The organism is uncultured Desulfovibrio sp., assembly GCF_944324525.1.
Taxonomy (GTDB): domain Bacteria; phylum Desulfobacterota; class Desulfovibrionia; order Desulfovibrionales; family Desulfovibrionaceae; genus Desulfovibrio.
In genome coordinates this window covers 43,834-59,902 of sequence record NZ_CALUWS010000007.1, presented here as the reverse complement: position 1 = coordinate 59,902, position 16,069 = coordinate 43,834, and the positions used below count along the sequence as shown (strand labels likewise).

13 protein-coding genes are annotated in these 16,069 nt (G+C 63.9%); 4 read left to right on the top strand and 9 right to left on the bottom strand.

Features of this window, described 5'->3' with window-relative positions:
• Nucleotides 1-13 precede the first annotated feature (13 nt).
• From Q0K12_RS03375 to ilvD, 5 genes are all read right to left on the bottom strand, one after another.
• Nucleotides 14-1,159, bottom strand: coding sequence for a DegT/DnrJ/EryC1/StrS family aminotransferase (locus Q0K12_RS03375; protein WP_297260372.1), 1,146 nt, complete (start codon nucleotides 1,157-1,159; stop codon nucleotides 14-16).
• 151 nt (nucleotides 1,160-1,310) lie between these two features.
• Entirely contained in the window at nucleotides 1,311-3,389 is a 2,079-nt protein-coding gene (locus Q0K12_RS03370; RefSeq protein ID WP_297260370.1) for a methyl-accepting chemotaxis protein, read from the bottom strand.
• 63 nt (nucleotides 3,390-3,452) lie between these two features.
• On the bottom strand, nucleotides 3,453-3,917 hold the full coding sequence (locus Q0K12_RS03365) for a chemotaxis protein CheW (protein WP_296304525.1): 465 nt from the start codon (nucleotides 3,915-3,917) through the stop codon (nucleotides 3,453-3,455).
• Nucleotides 3,918-4,317: 400 nt separating this feature from the next.
• Nucleotides 4,318-6,411 carry a methyl-accepting chemotaxis protein gene (locus Q0K12_RS03360; protein ID WP_297260368.1) on the bottom strand — a complete coding sequence of 698 codons (2,094 nt, stop codon included), beginning with the start codon at nucleotides 6,409-6,411 and terminating at the stop codon, nucleotides 4,318-4,320.
• 288 nt (nucleotides 6,412-6,699) lie between these two features.
• Complete coding sequence (gene ilvD, locus Q0K12_RS03355; protein WP_297260367.1) at nucleotides 6,700-8,382, bottom strand: dihydroxy-acid dehydratase; 1,683 nt, start codon at nucleotides 8,380-8,382, stop codon at nucleotides 6,700-6,702.
• 170 nt (nucleotides 8,383-8,552) lie between these two features.
• Between ilvD and Q0K12_RS03350 the strand changes: the two genes are divergently transcribed.
• The gene (locus Q0K12_RS03350; protein WP_297260366.1) at nucleotides 8,553-10,103 is read left to right on the top strand and encodes a lipopolysaccharide biosynthesis protein; all 1,551 of its coding nucleotides are present in this window, start codon (nucleotides 8,553-8,555) and stop codon (nucleotides 10,101-10,103) included.
• Between the two features lie 130 nt (nucleotides 10,104-10,233).
• On the opposite strand, the gene Q0K12_RS03345 is transcribed toward Q0K12_RS03350, so the two are convergent.
• The 4 genes from Q0K12_RS03345 to cysK all read right to left on the bottom strand — a co-directional run bounded on the left by Q0K12_RS03345 (nucleotide 10,234) and on the right by cysK (nucleotide 14,459).
• Nucleotides 10,234-11,715 (bottom strand): methyl-accepting chemotaxis protein, encoded by a 1,482-nt coding sequence (locus Q0K12_RS03345; protein ID WP_297260364.1) that lies wholly within the window; start codon nucleotides 11,713-11,715, stop codon nucleotides 10,234-10,236.
• 70 nt (nucleotides 11,716-11,785) lie between these two features.
• Nucleotides 11,786-12,244 (bottom strand): hypothetical protein, encoded by a 459-nt coding sequence (locus Q0K12_RS03340; RefSeq protein WP_297260362.1) that lies wholly within the window; start codon nucleotides 12,242-12,244, stop codon nucleotides 11,786-11,788.
• Nucleotides 12,245-12,455: 211 nt separating this feature from the next.
• Nucleotides 12,456-13,412, bottom strand: a complete 957-nt coding sequence (locus tag Q0K12_RS03335) for a chemotaxis protein (protein WP_297260360.1) — start codon at nucleotides 13,410-13,412, stop codon at nucleotides 12,456-12,458.
• Between the two features lie 132 nt (nucleotides 13,413-13,544).
• Complete coding sequence (cysK, locus tag Q0K12_RS03330) at nucleotides 13,545-14,459, bottom strand: cysteine synthase A (RefSeq protein ID WP_297260358.1); 915 nt, start codon at nucleotides 14,457-14,459, stop codon at nucleotides 13,545-13,547.
• A gap of 166 nt (nucleotides 14,460-14,625) precedes the next feature.
• On the opposite strand from cysK, the gene Q0K12_RS03325 reads away from it, so the two are divergent.
• Genes Q0K12_RS03325 through Q0K12_RS03315 form a run of 3 tightly spaced genes read left to right on the top strand, consistent with a single transcriptional unit; the run spans nucleotide 14,626 to nucleotide 15,921 of the window.
• Nucleotides 14,626-15,096, top strand: coding sequence for a nuclear transport factor 2 family protein (locus tag Q0K12_RS03325; protein ID WP_297260357.1), 471 nt, complete (start codon nucleotides 14,626-14,628; stop codon nucleotides 15,094-15,096).
• Between the two features lie 55 nt (nucleotides 15,097-15,151).
• The gene (locus Q0K12_RS03320) at nucleotides 15,152-15,484 is read left to right on the top strand and encodes a NirD/YgiW/YdeI family stress tolerance protein (RefSeq protein ID WP_297260355.1); all 333 of its coding nucleotides are present in this window, start codon (nucleotides 15,152-15,154) and stop codon (nucleotides 15,482-15,484) included.
• Between the two features lie 29 nt (nucleotides 15,485-15,513).
• Nucleotides 15,514-15,921, top strand: coding sequence for an NINE protein (locus tag Q0K12_RS03315; protein WP_297260354.1), 408 nt, complete (start codon nucleotides 15,514-15,516; stop codon nucleotides 15,919-15,921).
• Nucleotides 15,922-16,069 lie beyond the last annotated feature (148 nt).

The following is a 16,069-nucleotide window of genomic DNA, read 5'->3' as shown; positions in this document are numbered from 1 at the left end:
TCCTTGGCCTGCTTCAGATCAGCGCCTCACGGGCGGCACGGCACACGGTCTCCACATCTTCGGCGCTCAGGCCGGGATGCAGGGGCAGGGTCACCAGTTCGGCATAGAGCCGCTCGCAGACCGGCAAGGGCGGAGCGGCAAAGAAGCTGTGCAGGTGATTGGGCTTGTAATGCACGCCGGTGGGGATGCCGCGCGCCTCCATCGCCGCCTTGAAGGCATCCTTGCGGCCGTCCAGGACGCGGACAGGCAGGATGTGGGGGACGATGAAGTCTTCCGGATCGGTCTCCAGCAGGGCCAGATGCGGCACGTCGCCAAGCAGGGACGCGTACTGCGCCGCCAGGGCCCTGCGGGCCGGGATGAATTCCGGCTCCAGCCGGGCAAGCTGCACGCGGCCGATGGCGGCCATGATGTTGCTGAGGTGGAAACGCCAGCCAAGGCGCTTGATGTCCGGCGTCCAGGTACGCGTCCCGGCGAAACGGGAGCGGGTGTCGCCCTCCACGGCAAGCAGACGGGCGTCGGCGGCCCGCTGGGCGCACTCCCGGTCAAAGGCCACAAGGCAACCGCCCTCCCCGCTGGTGATGTTCTTGATGCCGTCGAAGCTGAAGCACACGAGGTCGCCAAAACTGCCGATCTTCCTGCCGTGGTGACGGCAGCCGAAGGCATGGGCCGCATCCTCGATGACGCGCAGGCCCTTGCGGCGGGCGAAGTCGTGGACGTCGTCAAGATGCCAGGGGTTGCTGGCATAGTGTACCGGCATGATGGCCACCACGTCGCCGTCCAGGCGTCTCTCGGCGTCGCGCAGATCCAGCGTGCCGGTCTGCGGCAGCACGTCGCAGGCGACAGGCCGGCAGCCGGCCGCCACGATGGCCTGGAAGGAGGCCACGAAGGTCAGCGAAGGCACGAGGACCTTGGGCAGCGCTCCGCCGCGCTCCGGCAGGCGGCTGTCGGCAAAGAGACTGTCCACGGCCAGCGTCAGGGCCGCCGTCCCCGTATTGGTGGTGATGACCTGCCACGGTTCCACGCCGAACCAGGCGGCCAGCTCTTCCTCAAAGCGACGGGTCTCGGCCCCCATGCCCAGATAGCCGTCCTCCTCGATGACACGGCGCACGGCTTCGGCTTCGGAGACGCCCACGATGGAGCGCGATAGACGCAGTTGCATACTGTCCTCCAGACGGATGGAATGGATACCTGCATATCCTCTAAAAGCCCCGGGAGCAAGCCTTGTCTGTTCCCCGTACGACCGCGCGAACGGATATGCGCCCATAAAAAAGGGCGGCCTGCGCCGCCCTGTTCGTTCCGGCAGGCTTGTCCTAGCCGGCCTTCATATCGTTGATGAGCTGCTCCAGCCGCCTGGCCTGCTCGCTCAGATTGTTCACGGCCTGGGCGGCCTGGGCCATAGCCTGCGCCGTTTCCGTGGACATATCGTTGACCTGCACGATGGACTGATTGATCTCTTCGCTGGCGGCGGACTGTTCCTCGCTGGCCGTGGCGATGGCGCGCACTTCGTCGGCGGTGGTCTCCGCATCGGAGACGATCTCGGTAAGCGCCTTGCCGGACTTGTTGGCCAGCTCCGTGGCCTGATCGATCTGCTCCACGGCCTTGTCCACGCCGTCCATGCTCTTGGCCGTGCTCTGCTGGATGGCGTTGATGGCATTGCCCACTTCGGAGGTGGAGGCCATGGTCTTTTCGGCCAGCTTGCGCACCTCGTCGGCCACCACGGCAAAGCCGCGGCCGGCCTCGCCCGCGCGTGCCGCCTCGATGGCGGCATTGAGCGCCAGCAGGTTGGTCTGATCCGCGATGTCCGAGATGACGCCCATGATGGCGCTGATGGAACGGGCATGCTCGTTGAGCTGGTGCATGTCGTCCTTGAGGCGAAGGGTCTGCTGCTGCGTTTCCTGGATGCTCACCAGCGCCTGTTGCACCACGGCGGCACCGTCTTCGGCCTTGTGCCGGGTCTCGGCGGACATTTCCGACGCGGCGGAAGCGTTGCGGGCCACCTCCTGTACGGTGGAGTTCATCTCATTCATGGCGGTGGCCGCTTCGGAAAGGCGCTGCGCCGACTCCGAGGCCGTCACGTCCGAGCGGCTGATGTGGGCCGAGAGCTGGGTGGCCGCCGCGGAGATGACGTCCACCATTTCCGTGAGCTGGTTGGCCGCGCTCTGCATGCCGTCGCGCCGGGCGAGCTCGGCATGCCTGGCCGCCTCTTCGGCGCGTTCCGTGGCGGCCCTGGCCTCTTCGGTCGCCTTGAGAGCCTCCCGGGTCTTGGCCTCGCTCTCGCCGAGCAGACGCCGGATGCCGTCCATCATGTGCCGCACGCCGCGGGCCACGACGCTGATCTCATCGCCGCGCCGCGTCGCCTGATCCAGGGCCGCGCTGGTCTCGGCGGAAAGATCCAGATCGCCGCGCGCCGCCTGCTCCACCACACGGGAGCAGACGCCCAGCGGCCGCGTGATGCCGCGCGCCATGACGAAGATGATGGCCGACACCAGCAGGGCCAGGCCCACGGCCAGCACGATGATGAGCGTACGCAGCGTGTGTATCCTGGCCAGTGTTTCCGTTTCGTCAAGCTCGATGCAGCAGTACCAGTTTTCGCTGGGCATGAGGCGGAAATAAAGGATCTTGGCGTCGCCGTCGGCCGTGGTGAATTCGATGCGCCCGGCTTCCTTGCCCTGCATGGCCTTGAACTGTTCGGCAGCGGCATCGTTGCGACCGAGCTGCGACGTGTCGCTGTGCAGGATGACTTCGCCGGAGGCGCTGTACACATAGGCCCGGCCCTTGTTGCCGGCCTTGATGCGTCCCAGCAGCAGCTGTGACAACTGGGCGTTGTCCAGGCCAGCGAAGAACACGCCCACATAGTCGTTGCCGTCCTTCACGGGAACCCCCACGATGGTGCTCAGCCTGCCCGACTCCTTGCTGCCGTAGGTCCCGATGCTGGCCTTGCCCGCCAGTCCGGCCTTGACGTACTCACGGTCCGCCACATTGCTGTCCCTGAGCTTGTCGGGGGCATCGTCGGAATCATTGCGGCAGCCCAGCATGATCCCGTCGGGCGCCACGAGGCCGCAAATGGCGATGCCCGTCGTCGTCTTGATGTAATGGGCCAGCAGGGAGTCCACATCGGCGATGTCCTGCTCGTCCTTGATGCCGTTGGCATAAAAACGCAGGGTCTCCAGGATGCGGATGTTCTGGGCGGGCATCTCCATGCCCTGCCGCAGCGTCCTGAACAGCATCTCCGTGCCGATCTCCTGCGCCACGAGCAGGGTGGGGATATCGTTCTCGATCTGCTCCATCAGCGCTGAGGAGGCGTTGCGGTAGCTCACGCCGCCCAGGATGATCAGACCGATCAGCGCCGGACAGAGGATGGTAAGCGTCATTTTCGTAAAAAGCTTCATACTGGCATCCTTTTGCGAAAGGGGGGGATGATGACGTCGACCCTCAGGGGCGCATCCTCGCAATCAGAGGCTGTCAATATCAAGATGCGACATCAGGCGGTCAAGGTCGAGCAGGATAAGCAGACGTTCGTCCAGTTTGCCGACGCCGCGGATGTATTCGGAGCCGATGCCGGCCACCACCGGCGGCGGATCCTCCACGGTGGAGGAGGGAATGCGCAGCACCTCGGAAACGGCGTCCACAAGAAAGCCCACGATCTTCTGGTCGAATTCCATGACCACGATACGCGTTTGCGGCGTGGGCTCCTGGACGGGCAGGCTGAAGCGCGAACGCATGTTGACCACGGGGATGACCTTGCCGCGCAGGTTGATGACCCCGTCGATATAGACAGGCGCACGCGGCACCGGGGTTATCTGCATCATGCGGATGATCTCCTGCACGGCCAGAATATCCACCCCGAACTCTTCTTCACCGATGTGAAAGGTCACCAGTTGCAGGAGACCGTCTTCACGGGAAATTTCCTGGCTCATATATCCTCCAAGCAAGCCGTTATGATCACAGGCATCTGTTGCTTTATCGGCGCGAAAGGGACGAATATTAGGTGTCGCGCCGTCGCTTGCGCCAGTTTCGCCGCCGCGCCGCGCCTGTGCCGCGCGTGCAGGAGCGCCGCGCGACGGCCGCTGCGGGCTGGCACGGGCAATGACGGCGTCACCGCACTCTTGCCTCATTTCGCCTGTGAGCGCAAGCCGGCCCGGGGGATGCCCCGCGCCTCTCCCGGGACAAAAAAAGCCCTCCGCCACCGCACATCCCCCGGGATGACCTCCGGCAGGGAGCATGCGGCAGCGGGCGGCCAGGGCCGTGTCAGGTTCCCTCCACGACCGCAAAAAGCCGAAGGCCTCCCGCATGCCCGGCATGCGGGAGGCCTTCGGCTTACTGCCGCTTCATGTCCTCGATGAGCGTCTCCAGATGTTGCGCCTGCGCCGCCAGGGATGATACCGCCTGCGCCGCCTCGCGCATGGCCTGCGCCGTCTTGTCGGACAGGTCGTTGACCTGCACGATGGACTGATTGATTTCCTCGCTGGCGGCGGACTGCTGCTCGCTGGCCGCCGCTATGGCCCGCACCGCGTCGGCTGTGGTCTCGGCATCGGTGACGATCTCGTGCAGGGCCACGCCGGACTGGCTGGAAAGCTCCGTGGCCTGGCCGATCTGGGCCACGGCCTTGTCCACCCCTTCCATGCTCTTGGTGGTGCTGTGCTGGATGGCGCTGATGGCGCTGCCCACCTCGGAAGTGGAGGCCATGGTCTTTTCGGCCAGCTTGCGCACCTCGTCGGCCACCACGGCAAAGCCTCTTCCGGCTTCGCCCGCGCGCGCCGCCTCGATGGCGGCATTGAGCGCCAGCAGGTTGGTCTGATCCGCGATGTCCGAGATGACGCTCATGATGGCGCTGATGGAGCGGGCGTGCTCGTTGAGCTGCTGCATGTCCGTCCGCAGCACCTCGGCCACCTCCTGCACCTTTTCGATGCTGTCCACAGCCTGCTGCACCACGACGGCGCCCTGCTCGGCCTTGCTGCGCGTTTCGGCGGACATCTTGGAGGCGTCGGAGGCGTTGCGCGCCACTTCCTGAACGGTCGCGTTCATTTCATTCATGGCCGTGGCCGCTTCGGAAAGGCGCTGCGCCGAATCGGAAGCCGTGTGGTCGGACTGTTCGATCTGGGCGGAAAGCTGCGTGGAGGCCGAGGTGATGATGCTCACCACTTCCTCGAGCTCGGTGGCGGCGGCGTACATGCCCTCATGCCTGGCATTTTCGGCGCGCTTGGCGGCCTCTTCGGCGCGGGCCGTGGCGGCCCTGGCTTCTTCCGTGGCCTTGAGGGCTTCGGACGTCTTGTTTTCGCTTTCCTGCAGCAGGTTCTTGATGCTCTGCACCATCTCACGGATGCCGCGCGCCAGGATGCTGATCTCATCCCCGCGCCGTTCAGCCTTGCCAAGCTCGGCGTTTTCGACAGCCGACGTTTCCAGATTGCCCTTGGCGGCATGCGCCACCAGTTCGGAACAAACGCGCAGCGGACGGGCGATGCCGCGCGCGGTGACCAGAATGATGGCGCCGACCACCAGCACCAGCACCAGCACCAACGTCAGCACCTGGAACAACAGGTCGCGGGCGGGCTGCATGACTTCGGTCTTGTCCAGCTCCACGCAGATGATCCAGCCTTCGCTGGGCATGGTCTCAAAGTAGACGATCCGGGTGAAGCCGTCCTTGTTGACGTATTCCAGCTGGCCCTGCTGCTTCTTCAGCATCTCCTGCACATGGGGCAGCGAGCTCTCGTCAGTGCCGATGCGCGCGGGATCGCTGTGCATGATGGCCTCGCCCTGCGGATTATAGACATAGGCCGCGCCGAATTCGCCCAGCCGGACAGCGCCGAGGATGTTCCGGCTGAGCCGGATGTTGTTCATACCCGCGTAAAAAACGCCGATGACCGTCTTGTCCAGGCGGATGGGCAGGCTGACGATGGAAGTCGTCTCGCCGGTGGCGCGGCTCTTGTAGGTGCCGAGGCTTTCCTGGCCCTGCAGACCGGACTGGATGTAGGGACGGTCGCCCATGTTCTTGCCGAGCAGATTGCCCGGCTCGTCCCGGCCGGAAACGCGGTGCAGCACCACCGTACCGTCCTTGACCACCACCCCGCAGGTATTGATGGCGTTGGTCACGCCGATGTAATGGCGCAGAGACTCATTGGCGCTGTCAAAATAGGTTTTGAGCTCGCTGCCCTTCACGCCGGCTTCATGCGCTTCCAGAAAATAGGTGATGCGCTGGTTTTCCACCGGCATGTACATGCCCTGGCGCAACGTGGTGAAGAAGTTGTCGATACCGATCTTGAGGGTATCGAGCACCACCGGCGCGTCCTTGCTGATCTGATTGTAGATGGCCCGGGCGGAACTGGAATAGCACATACCGGCAAGGACGCACAGCCCCAGCAGGGCGGGCACCAGAATAAAAAGAATCATCCTGCCTTGCAGTTTCAGTTTCATGGACAGCCTCTCAGGGGATCGTTAAAACATCAAGCGAACCAGTTTTCCGTAACGCACGAGAAAGCTGCCGAGGGGCAGGGGGGCCAACCTCAGACGCACGGAAGAAAAGGACATGGACTCATTCTTTTCTATCGGCAAAAAGCCTGTAAAGTTGAGTCCCGCAGGCAATATTTTGCCTGTCGCCTCTGTCCGCCGGGCGCAATGTCCGGCGGCGGAAAAGCGGAAAGGGGAGCCAGGCTCCCCTTCCCTTTCATTGAACAGCCTGCTGGATCGGAAAATCCGTCTTTTTTACACCGGCTTGTACATGGCGCCGCTGTCGGCGGAACTGACCATGTTGGCATAGCGCCGCAGCACGGGGTACGGGCACTCCTTGCGCGGCGGCGTCAGCTCGCCGCGCCGGCGCGCCAGTTCGGCCTCGTCCACCAGCAGCTCCAGACGGCGGTTGGGGATGTCCACAAGGATGCGGTCGCCGTCGCGCACCAGCGCGATGGGGCCGCCGTTGGCCGCTTCCGGCGAGATATGGCCGATGGCCGCGCCATTGGTGCCGCCGGAGAAGCGCCCGTCGGTGAACAGGGCGACATCCTTGCCGAGGCCCATGCCGGTGATGGCCGCCGTGGGCGACAGCATCTCGCGCATGCCCGGCCCGCCGCGCGGCCCCTCATAGCGCACCACCACGCCGTCGCCGGGCTTGATCTTGCCGTCGAGAATGGCGCGCATGGCGTCTTCCTCACTGTCGAAGACGCGGGCCGTCACTTCGCGGCACATCATCTCCGGCGCCACGGCGGACTGTTTGACCACCGCGCCGTCAGGGGCCAGCGAACCCCGCAGGATGGCGATGCCGCCTTCCTTCGAGTAGGCATTCTCCAGCGGACGGATGACCTCGGGGTCGAGAATGCGGGCATGACGTTCGGCAAGGTTCTCGCCCACGGTTTTCCCCGTCACGGTCAGGCAATCCTTGTGGATGAGCCCCAGCTTGTCCAGCTCGCTCATGACCGCCGGGATGCCGCCGGCATTGTCCAGATCCACCATGTAGTGCCGGCCCGCGGGCGAAAGCTTGCAAAGGTTGGGGGACTTGCGGCTCACCTCGTCAAAGACGGACAGGTCGATGTCGAGCCCGGCCTCATGGAAGACGGCGGGCAGATGCAGGGTCGTATTGGTGGAACAGCCCAGGGCCATGTCCACGGCGATGGCGTTTTCCACCGCGCCGCGCGTCACGATGTCGCGGGGCAGGATGTGCCGCTCCAGAAGCTCCATGACGCGCATCCCCGCCTGCTTGGCCAGCCGGATACGGGCGGCATGCACGGCCGGGATGGTGCCGTTGCCGGGCAGGGCCACGCCGATGGTCTCGGCCAGACAGTTCATGGAGTTGGCCGTGAACATGCCCGCGCAGGAACCGCAGCCGGGGCAGGCGCGTTCCTCCCAGCGGGCAAGTTCCTCTTCCGTCATCTGTCCGTTGCGCACGCGGCCCACGCCTTCGAACACGGTGATGAGGTCGCCCTTGCGGTCCGTGTCCAGACTGCCGGGCAGCATAGGCCCCCCGGACACGAGCACGGACGGGATATTCAGGCGCATCATGGCCATGAGCATGCCGGGCACGCACTTGTCGCAATTGGGAATGAAGACCAGCGCATCAAAGGCATGCGCGCGGGCCATGATCTCGATGGAATCGGCAATGAATTCCCGCGACGGCAGGGAAAAACGCATGCCTTCATGGTTCATGGCGATACCGTCGCACACGGCAATGGCGGGGAACTCCACCGGGGTGCCGCCCGCCATGCGGACGCCCGCCTTGACCGCCTCGGCCAGCTTGCCGAGGTGGAGATGCCCGGGCACGACCTCGCTGGCCGCGTTGACCACGCCCACCAGCGGGCGTTCCATTTCCTCGCGGGTCAGCCCCAGTGCGTACAAGAGGGAACGATGCGGGGCCTTTTCCAGCCCGGCCTTCATTTTTTTGCTGCGGCTTTCGTCCATGATGCCATCCTTGTGCTGAAAAGACGTATTCGTCCGGCCCCCGGGCCGGACAGGCCTTTTTGTACGGCAAAAGCCCGGCCTTGGGAAGGGCCGTCCCAGCCCGCCGCCTGCCGCCGGCCAGTGTCGAAATCCCTTGAAATGCCCGGCGGAAGTCGGCTAGTCTGGCGGCCATGCAAAGCTCCACCCCCACCCTGGCCCGCCGCTATCTGTGCAAACTTCTGGCCAACGTGGCGTCCGTGCCGGTCTATCTGGTCATGGAGGCCATCCTGCCGCGCGCGCTGGGGCCGCAGATGTATGGCAACTACAGCTTTGCCACCAATCTCTTCCAGCAGCTTTCCGGCTTTCTGGACATGGGCACGTCCACCTGCTTTTACAATGCCCTGTCCCGCCGCCAGCACGAGACGGGCCTCATCGCCTTTTACCTGCGGGTCAGCCTGCTCGTGGCCTGCATCAGCCTTGGCGTGGCCTGGCTCATGCAGATCCCGCCGGTAGGCGGCCTGCTCATGCCCGATGTGCCCGGCTGGCTCGCGCCGCTGGCGGCCGTCTGGGCTTTCCTGACCTGGTGGGGACGGGTGCTGCGCTCCATGAACGACGCCATTGGCGCCACCGTCCCCTCGGAGATGTCCCGCACGGTCATCGCCCTGCTCGCGGTCTTTGCGCTGGCCGGCCTCTACTGGCTGGATGTCCTCAACGTCTACAGCCTGTTCGGCCAGCAGTACGCCATGCTGGCGGCGACGGCGCTGGGCTACTGGATAGTAAGCAAAAAAGCCTGGGAAGAGCGTTTCGGCCGGGAGGGACGCTTCAGCCTGCGGCTGCACGGCGGCGAGGTGCGCGCCTATTCCCGGGAGTTTTTCGACTACAGCCATCCGCTGTTCGTACAGGCCCTGCTGACCTTCGCCATGCTGAGCGTGGAGCGCTGGCTGCTCCAGTGGTTCGACGGCAGCACCCAGCAGGCCTATTACGCCCTGGCCCAGAAGGTCTGCATCGCCTGCTTCCTCTTCGTTTCCGCCATGACGCCCCTCATCATGCGCGAATTCTCCATTGCCTGGGGCAACAAGGACATGGCGGCCATGGGCCGCCTCATGCGGCGCTTCGCCCCGCTGCTCTATGCCGTTGCCGCCTATTTTTCCTGCTTCAGCGCCGTGGAGGCCGGCGCGCTGGTCAGCCTGTTCGGCGGGGAGGAATTCGCTCCCGCCGTGCTGCCGGTGCAGATCATGGCCCTCTACCCGCTGCATCAGGCCTACATGCAACTGGCCAGTTCGGTCTTCCACGCGGCGGGCCGCACCCGGACCACCCGCAACATCACCATGCTGGACGCCGTGTACGGCTTTGCCGCCGTCTGGCTGCTGCTCGCGCCGGAAGAATACTTCGGCCTGCATCTGGGCGCCGTGGGGCTGGCCTGCAAGACCGTGGGCGTGCAGTTCGTCACGGTCAATATCCAGCTCTACATGGCCTCGCGCCTCATCCCCTTTTCCTGGCTGCGCAACCTTGCCCATCAGTTCTGGTGTCTCGCCGTCCTGCTCGGGCTTGCCTGGGGCTGCCACGAGCTGACGTTGCTGCTCGGGCTGGGGGGCAGCACCTCCCTACCGCGCTTTTTCTGCTCCGGCCTGCTCTATACGCTGGCTGTCGGCCTGACTCTCTTGCTGCTGCCCGCGCTGGCCGGCCTGCAACGCGCCGAACTGACGGCCTTTGCCGGACGTTTCCTGCGGCGTCGGGGCTGATGCGCAAACGGCAAAAGGATACGGCCGGTACGCACGCCAGTCTTCCGCAGAGACCCGGGCCGCGACGACAGACAACAAAAAGGGCGGGGATTTCCCCGCCCTTTTCCTCTGCGCTAGTGTGCCGCAGCGGCTAGCTACGCTTCATGTCTTCGATGAGTTGCGTGAGCTCCTGCGTCTGATGAGCCAGATCGGAAACGGCTTGCGCCGCCTCGTTCATGGCCTGGGCGGACTGGGAGGACATGTCGTTGACTTCAAGGATGGAACGGTTGATCTGCTCGCTGGCCGCGGACTGCTGTTCGCTGGCCGCGGCGATGGCGCTGACCTGATCCGCCGTCTTGTCCGCATCCTGCACGATGCCTTCCAGGGCGCTGCCCGACTCATTGGCGAATTCCGTGGCCTGCTCCACTTCCTTCACGGCCCGCTCCACGGCATCGGAACTCTTGGTGGTGCTCTCCTGGATGGCGCGGATGGCATTGCCCACATCCGCGGTGGACGACATGGTCTTTTCGGCCAGCTTGCGCACTTCGTCGGCCACCACGGCAAAACCGCGTCCGGCCTCGCCGGCGCGGGCCGCCTCGATGGCCGCATTGAGCGCCAGCAGGTTGGTCTGATCCGCGATGTCGGAAATGACGCCCATGATCTGGTCGATGGCCTGAGCATGCGTGTTGAGCTGGGCCATGTCCGTCTTGAGCGCCAGAGAAACGTCATGCACGCGCTGGATGCTCTTCAGCGCCTTGCGCACGATCTCCGCCCCTTCGCTGGCCTTGTTGCGCGTCTCGCCGGACATCTGCGAGGCGCTGCCGGCATTCCTGGCCACATCCTGCACGGTGGAGTTCATTTCATTCATGGCCGCCGCCGCCTCGGAAAGGCGCGTGGCCGATTCGGTGGCCGAATGGTTGGACTGCTCGATCTGGGAAGAGAGCTGCGTTGCCGCGGAGGAAATGACGTTGACGATGCTTTCCAGCTGGCCCGCCGCGGCGAACATGCCTTCGCGCTTGGCTCTTTCCGCGCGGCGCGCGGCCTCTTCCGCAGCGGCCTTGGCGGCATGGGCCTCTTCCGTCGCCCGCTGCGCCGCCAGCGCCTTGTCTTCGCTTTCCTTGAGCAGACGGCGCAGACCGTCGATCATCCGCCGGATGCCCTGCGAGAGCGTACTCAGCTCGTCGCCACGGCGCTCGTTGCGCGCAAGTTGGACATCTTCAGCGGGCGAGAGCTGCAGATCCCCGTCCGCCACATGGCTGACCACGCCGGATGCGCCGGACAGCCCCCTGGCCACGCCCCGCATATTGAAAAAGATGATGAGGCCGACCACGAGTCCGCACAGCAGCACAAGGACAGCGCTGATCATGAACAGCCTGTTGACGGGGGCATAGATCTCCGTCGTGCTGACCTCCAGGCAGACCCACCACTTCATGTCGGGCAGCTGCTTGAAATGCACGGCATGGATATCGCCGTCTTCCTTGGTATAGTAAAGATTGCCCTCGCTCTGCCCAAGCATCTCCTTCACATGGGGCACTTCGGCATCCACGCGCCCGATCTGCTTGCCGTCCTTGTAGAGGACGAGCATACCGGCGGCGTTGTAGACGTAGGCCTGCCCTTCTTCGCCCAGCGACACGCGGTTGGTCGTCAGCTTGGCAAAGGATTCGCAGTCCAGCTTGACGAAGACCAGCCCCAGCGTCTTCCCCTCACGCTTTCACTGGCAGGGAAATGATGCTGGCCGTGCGCTTGTTGGTCTTGTTCTGCACATCTTCCACCCCGTAGTCGCCGGAACGCATGGACTCCTGGAAATATTGCCGGCCGCCGATATCCAGGCCGACGGAAGGCGCATCTGAATGCAGCACGATCTTGCCCGCGGGATCCGTAACCCCGATGCCGTCAAGAAGGCTGTAATTGTCGTTCATGTCCCGCAGGTAAGAGGTGGCGCGCTGCTCCAGTTCCTTCAGGGTATCGGCCGGCGCGCCGCCGGCCAGCGCCTCAAGGTAGGCGACGATCTGCGGCACGTCCGTGGTGGAGCGCAGGACGCCACGCAACAAGGTGGAAGCTGTCCGCAGCTCGCTCAGCTGCAAATTCGCCATAGTGTCCAGATCTTCCATGAGCTGCGCACGCAGCGTATTGCGTGACGCTCCATAATTGACGGCAGCCACCACCACCAGCCCGATAAGGGCCGGGAACGAACAGCAGCATTTTTGTCAGCAGACGCATTTTCATGGCATTCTCAGGGGCTGGGGAGCAGCCACATGCCACAGGCTTCCGCCGCGGCCACTCCGTTACAAGGGAAATCGTTCTCCTGCGGGAAGGCAGGGGCAAACACTGCCGCCGCATTTCCCGCGCACATGACAGGAAAGGGGCGCTTTGCTACAGCTCGCCAGTTCCCCAGGTCGCCACCACCAGATCGTAGAGCTTCTCCGAAAGGGCCTTGAGGTCAGGCTTGGTATACTGGGCATTGGCGCCCACCACGCCGCACTTGCGGGCCAGGCTTTCGTTGATCATGGACGAGAAGATGGCCACCGGCAGCGACTTGAGGATGGAATCCTCCTTGATGCGCTTGCAAAGGGCCAGGCCGTCCATGGTCGGCATCTCGATATCCGTGATGATCCCCTGCAGATAATGGGAAATGGAGACGTTGTTCTCTTCGCACAGGCGGCGCAGGCGGCAGAGCTCGCTCCAGGCCTCCTGACCATTGACGCACTGCTGTACTTCAAAGCGGCCTTCCTTGGTCAGCAGGTCGAGCACCAGCGCCCTGATGGACGAGGAATCGTCCACATGCAGGATCTTGTAGACGCGACCGTCCACGGGCCGCTTGGCCGTTTCCAGATCGAAGCGGATGGCCATGGCCGGGTGGAGCTCGGCCACGATGGCCTCAAGGTCGAGCAGGAAGATGACGCGCTCCTCCAGACGCACCACGCCGATGACCGAACTCTGGCTGATGTTCTGCAGGAATTTGCCGGGCGCTTCCACATCCGTCCAGCTCAGGCGGTAGATGCGATTGACCCCGGAGACCAGGAACCCCGTGCAGACCGTATTGAATTCCGTGACGATGATCTTGGCGTCATCATTGGCGATGGGCGTGCTGCCCAGATATTTCGCCATGTCGATGAGCGGAACGATGCGTCCGTTGCGGTGGGAAAAGGCCCCCAGTACGGCCGGATGGCGCATTTCCGGCATGGCCGTGACGTTCTGGCGGCGAATGATCTCCACCACCTTGGCCACGTTCAGTCCATAATGTCCCTCGTACCCGTCCTGATTGACATAAAACTCCACGATTTCCAGTTCATTGGTGCCGGTTTCAAGAAGAATGTTGGTCTGCGACATAGGTACTCCGGATGGGGCAATACAAACTTCATATAAAGTTGTCACCAAACCTTTACGGCAGGCCTTGAAAAAAGATTAGCGCCCCTGCCGTCTTTTCGACCGGGGCGCATGCCGCAACTGTACTGGAGAAGCTTATTTTACAAAGAGTTCCGTGGACATGTAGCGTTCGCCCGTGTCACAGGCCAGCGTGACGATATTTCTGCCGCGCATGGCCGGACGGGCGGCCACCCGCAGGGCGGCGGCCACATTGGCCCCCGTGGAGATGCCGGCGCAGACGCCGCAGGTGCGCATGAGCAGGCGGGCGGTGCGCAGGGCCTCCTCCGTCGTGACGGTCAGCACGCCGTCCAGCAGCTCGCGATCCAGGATGGACGGCACGAAGTTCGCGCCGATGCCCTGGATGCCGTGCGGCCCGGCCTTGCCGCCCGAAAGCAACGGCGACTCGGCCGGCTCCACCGCGAACACGCTGACGTCCGTACCGTTTTCCTTGAGGTAGCGCCCGATGCCCGTGATGGACGAACCGGACCCCACCCCCGCCACCAGCACCTGCATGGTGCCCACGCTGTCATGGAAGATCTCCGGACCGGTGGTGCTGTAGTGCGCCTCCACGGCCCAGGGATTCGTGAACTGCCCAAGGATGATGCCGCCGCGTTCTTCGGCAAGCCGTTCCGCCGCCTTGAGGGCGCCTCCCATGCCGTCCCCGGCCGGCGTCAGCACCACCTCGGCTCCGAGGGCCGCCAGCAGCCGCCGGCGCTCGATGCTCATGGTCTCGGGCATGGTCAGGACGCATTTCAGCCCGCGAACGGCCGCCACCAGCGCAAGGCCGATGCCGAGGTTGCCGCTGGTGGCCTCCACCAGCGTGCCGCCGGGCAGCACGTCGCCTCTGTCGAGGGCACGATCCACCATGTGAAAGGCCACACGATCCTTGATGGAGCCGCCGGGATTGCAATTTTCGAGCTTGAGCCAGACCCTGCCGGGCAGGTCGCTGCACAGGGGGGAAAGTTGTAACAAGGGGGTATTGCCGATGCTTTGCAAAACCGTGGTCAGCATGAAATCCTCTCTGCGGTGTATTTTTTCAATGATAGGCCAAACATCCCCTGTTGGCAACGACAGGCCTCCTTGACAGATCCGCAGCTCAGAACGTAGCTTCCCGCAAGAGGAAAGGCGGAGCCTTCCGCCCTGATATATCAGCACTGTCTGCCACAAGGAGTTGCTCATGAAGTTCATTCGTACCAGCCTGCTGGCCCTTGCCGTATGCGCCCTTGCCCTGAGCCTCGGCCTGCGGACGGCCGCGGCCAAGGCCGATGTGGTCGAGCTCTATGCCAATGCCGTCATCAGCGCGGATACGGACATGCTGGAAAAGGTGCTTGCCCCCAATTACTGGCATGTCGCCGCCAACGGCCATATCCAGGACAAGGAGCATTTCATCGAAAGCATCAAGAACAAGCAGCTCGTCATCAATCACCTCACGCTGACCAACCTGCGCCGCAGCATGATCGGCGGCTGCACCCTCATGACGGGCAACGGCATCCTGCGCGGCAAGGCCACCCCCGCCCTGCCGGAAGGGCTGATGCGCTACTCCATCGTCATCGCCAAGAACGGCGATACGGAGCAGGTCGTTCTGTTCCAGGCCACGCCCGTCGTGCCGTCCACCGACTGCAAGGACGGCAACTGCGCCATCCGCTAGCCGCAGGAGGATACCGCATGAAGCTTCGCCTGCTTTGCCTTGCCGCGCTTTCGGCGTGCGCGCTGCTTCCTCTGCAGGAGGCACGGGCCGGCTTTCTCGGCCCCAGCAATGCCGCGGCCCCACGACCTCGCTTGCCGAGTGCGCCCGCGCCGAGGAAATGACCACCTGCGTCCTGACCGGACACCTGACCCGACACGAACGCCGGATCCGCTATCTTTTTGAAGCCGAGGACGGCCGGATCATTGTGGACATCCCGCCCCATGTTTTCGGCCAGACCGATGTCCGGCCGGAGCAGATCATCCGCCTTACCGGCGAGATCGGCGGCAAACGGCATGCCGACCGACAGGACCCGCATCTGCGCGTCCGCTATCTCGAAGTCCTGCCCTGACCTTTTTCCCATCAACACCAGGAGAAAACATGTTTTGCCCTCATTGTGGAAAATCCGTCCCCGATGCTGCCGAAAACTGCCCGGAATGCGGGCAGCCGCTTGCCGCAGTCCGGACCGCCCAGCCTGAAGCCGCCCCCAGTGTTCAGCCCGCCGCCGCAGGACAGGCCGAACAGCCTGAGCTCAGCCCCAAAAGCCGTCTTGCCGTTACGCTGCTGTCCTTCTTTTTCGGCGGCATGGGCATCCACCGCTTCTATGTCGGGCGCACGCTCTCCGGCGCCATCATGCTGGGGCTTTTCCTGCTGGGCTTCATCGGCTCCTTTTTCGTCGTAGGCGTTTTAATCCTGCTCCCCGTCAGCATCTGGGCGTTCGTCGATTTCATCATGGTGGTAGCTGGATGCTTCAAGGACGGAAACGGCAAAACCATCAAGAACTGGTAACCGCCAGCGGAATACGGGGAACGTCAAGTTCCCCGTTTTTTTAAGCGTTTTGCCATCGAAAAAGGCAAAACGCGGGGCGGCGGCAAAGCGTTTCAAAACCGAAAATGCTCTCTGGCCGTCCGCCGCACGGCCAGACTGGACGGTAGCG

Excerpts from the sequence above, each read along its gene's own strand:
- cysK (WP_297260358.1), bottom strand. The coding sequence starts at position 14,459 with ATGCTGACCACGGTTTTGCAAAGCATCGGCAATACCCCCTTGTTACAA.
- ilvD (WP_297260367.1), bottom strand. The coding sequence starts at position 8,382 with ATGGACGAAAGCCGCAGCAAAAAAATGAAGGCCGGGCTGGAAAAGGCC.
- Q0K12_RS03325 (WP_297260357.1), top strand. The coding sequence starts at position 14,626 with ATGAAGTTCATTCGTACCAGCCTGCTGGCCCTTGCCGTATGCGCCCTT.
- Q0K12_RS03375 (WP_297260372.1), bottom strand. The coding sequence starts at position 1,159 with ATGCAACTGCGTCTATCGCGCTCCATCGTGGGCGTCTCCGAAGCCGAA.
- Q0K12_RS03360 (WP_297260368.1), bottom strand. The coding sequence starts at position 6,411 with ATGAAACTGAAACTGCAAGGCAGGATGATTCTTTTTATTCTGGTGCCC.
- Q0K12_RS03315 (WP_297260354.1), top strand. The coding sequence starts at position 15,514 with ATGTTTTGCCCTCATTGTGGAAAATCCGTCCCCGATGCTGCCGAAAAC.
- Q0K12_RS03350 (WP_297260366.1), top strand. The coding sequence starts at position 8,553 with ATGCAAAGCTCCACCCCCACCCTGGCCCGCCGCTATCTGTGCAAACTT.
- Q0K12_RS03365 (WP_296304525.1), bottom strand. The coding sequence starts at position 3,917 with ATGAGCCAGGAAATTTCCCGTGAAGACGGTCTCCTGCAACTGGTGACC.
- Q0K12_RS03370 (WP_297260370.1), bottom strand. The coding sequence starts at position 3,389 with ATGAAGCTTTTTACGAAAATGACGCTTACCATCCTCTGTCCGGCGCTG.
- Q0K12_RS03335 (WP_297260360.1), bottom strand. The coding sequence starts at position 13,412 with ATGTCGCAGACCAACATTCTTCTTGAAACCGGCACCAATGAACTGGAA.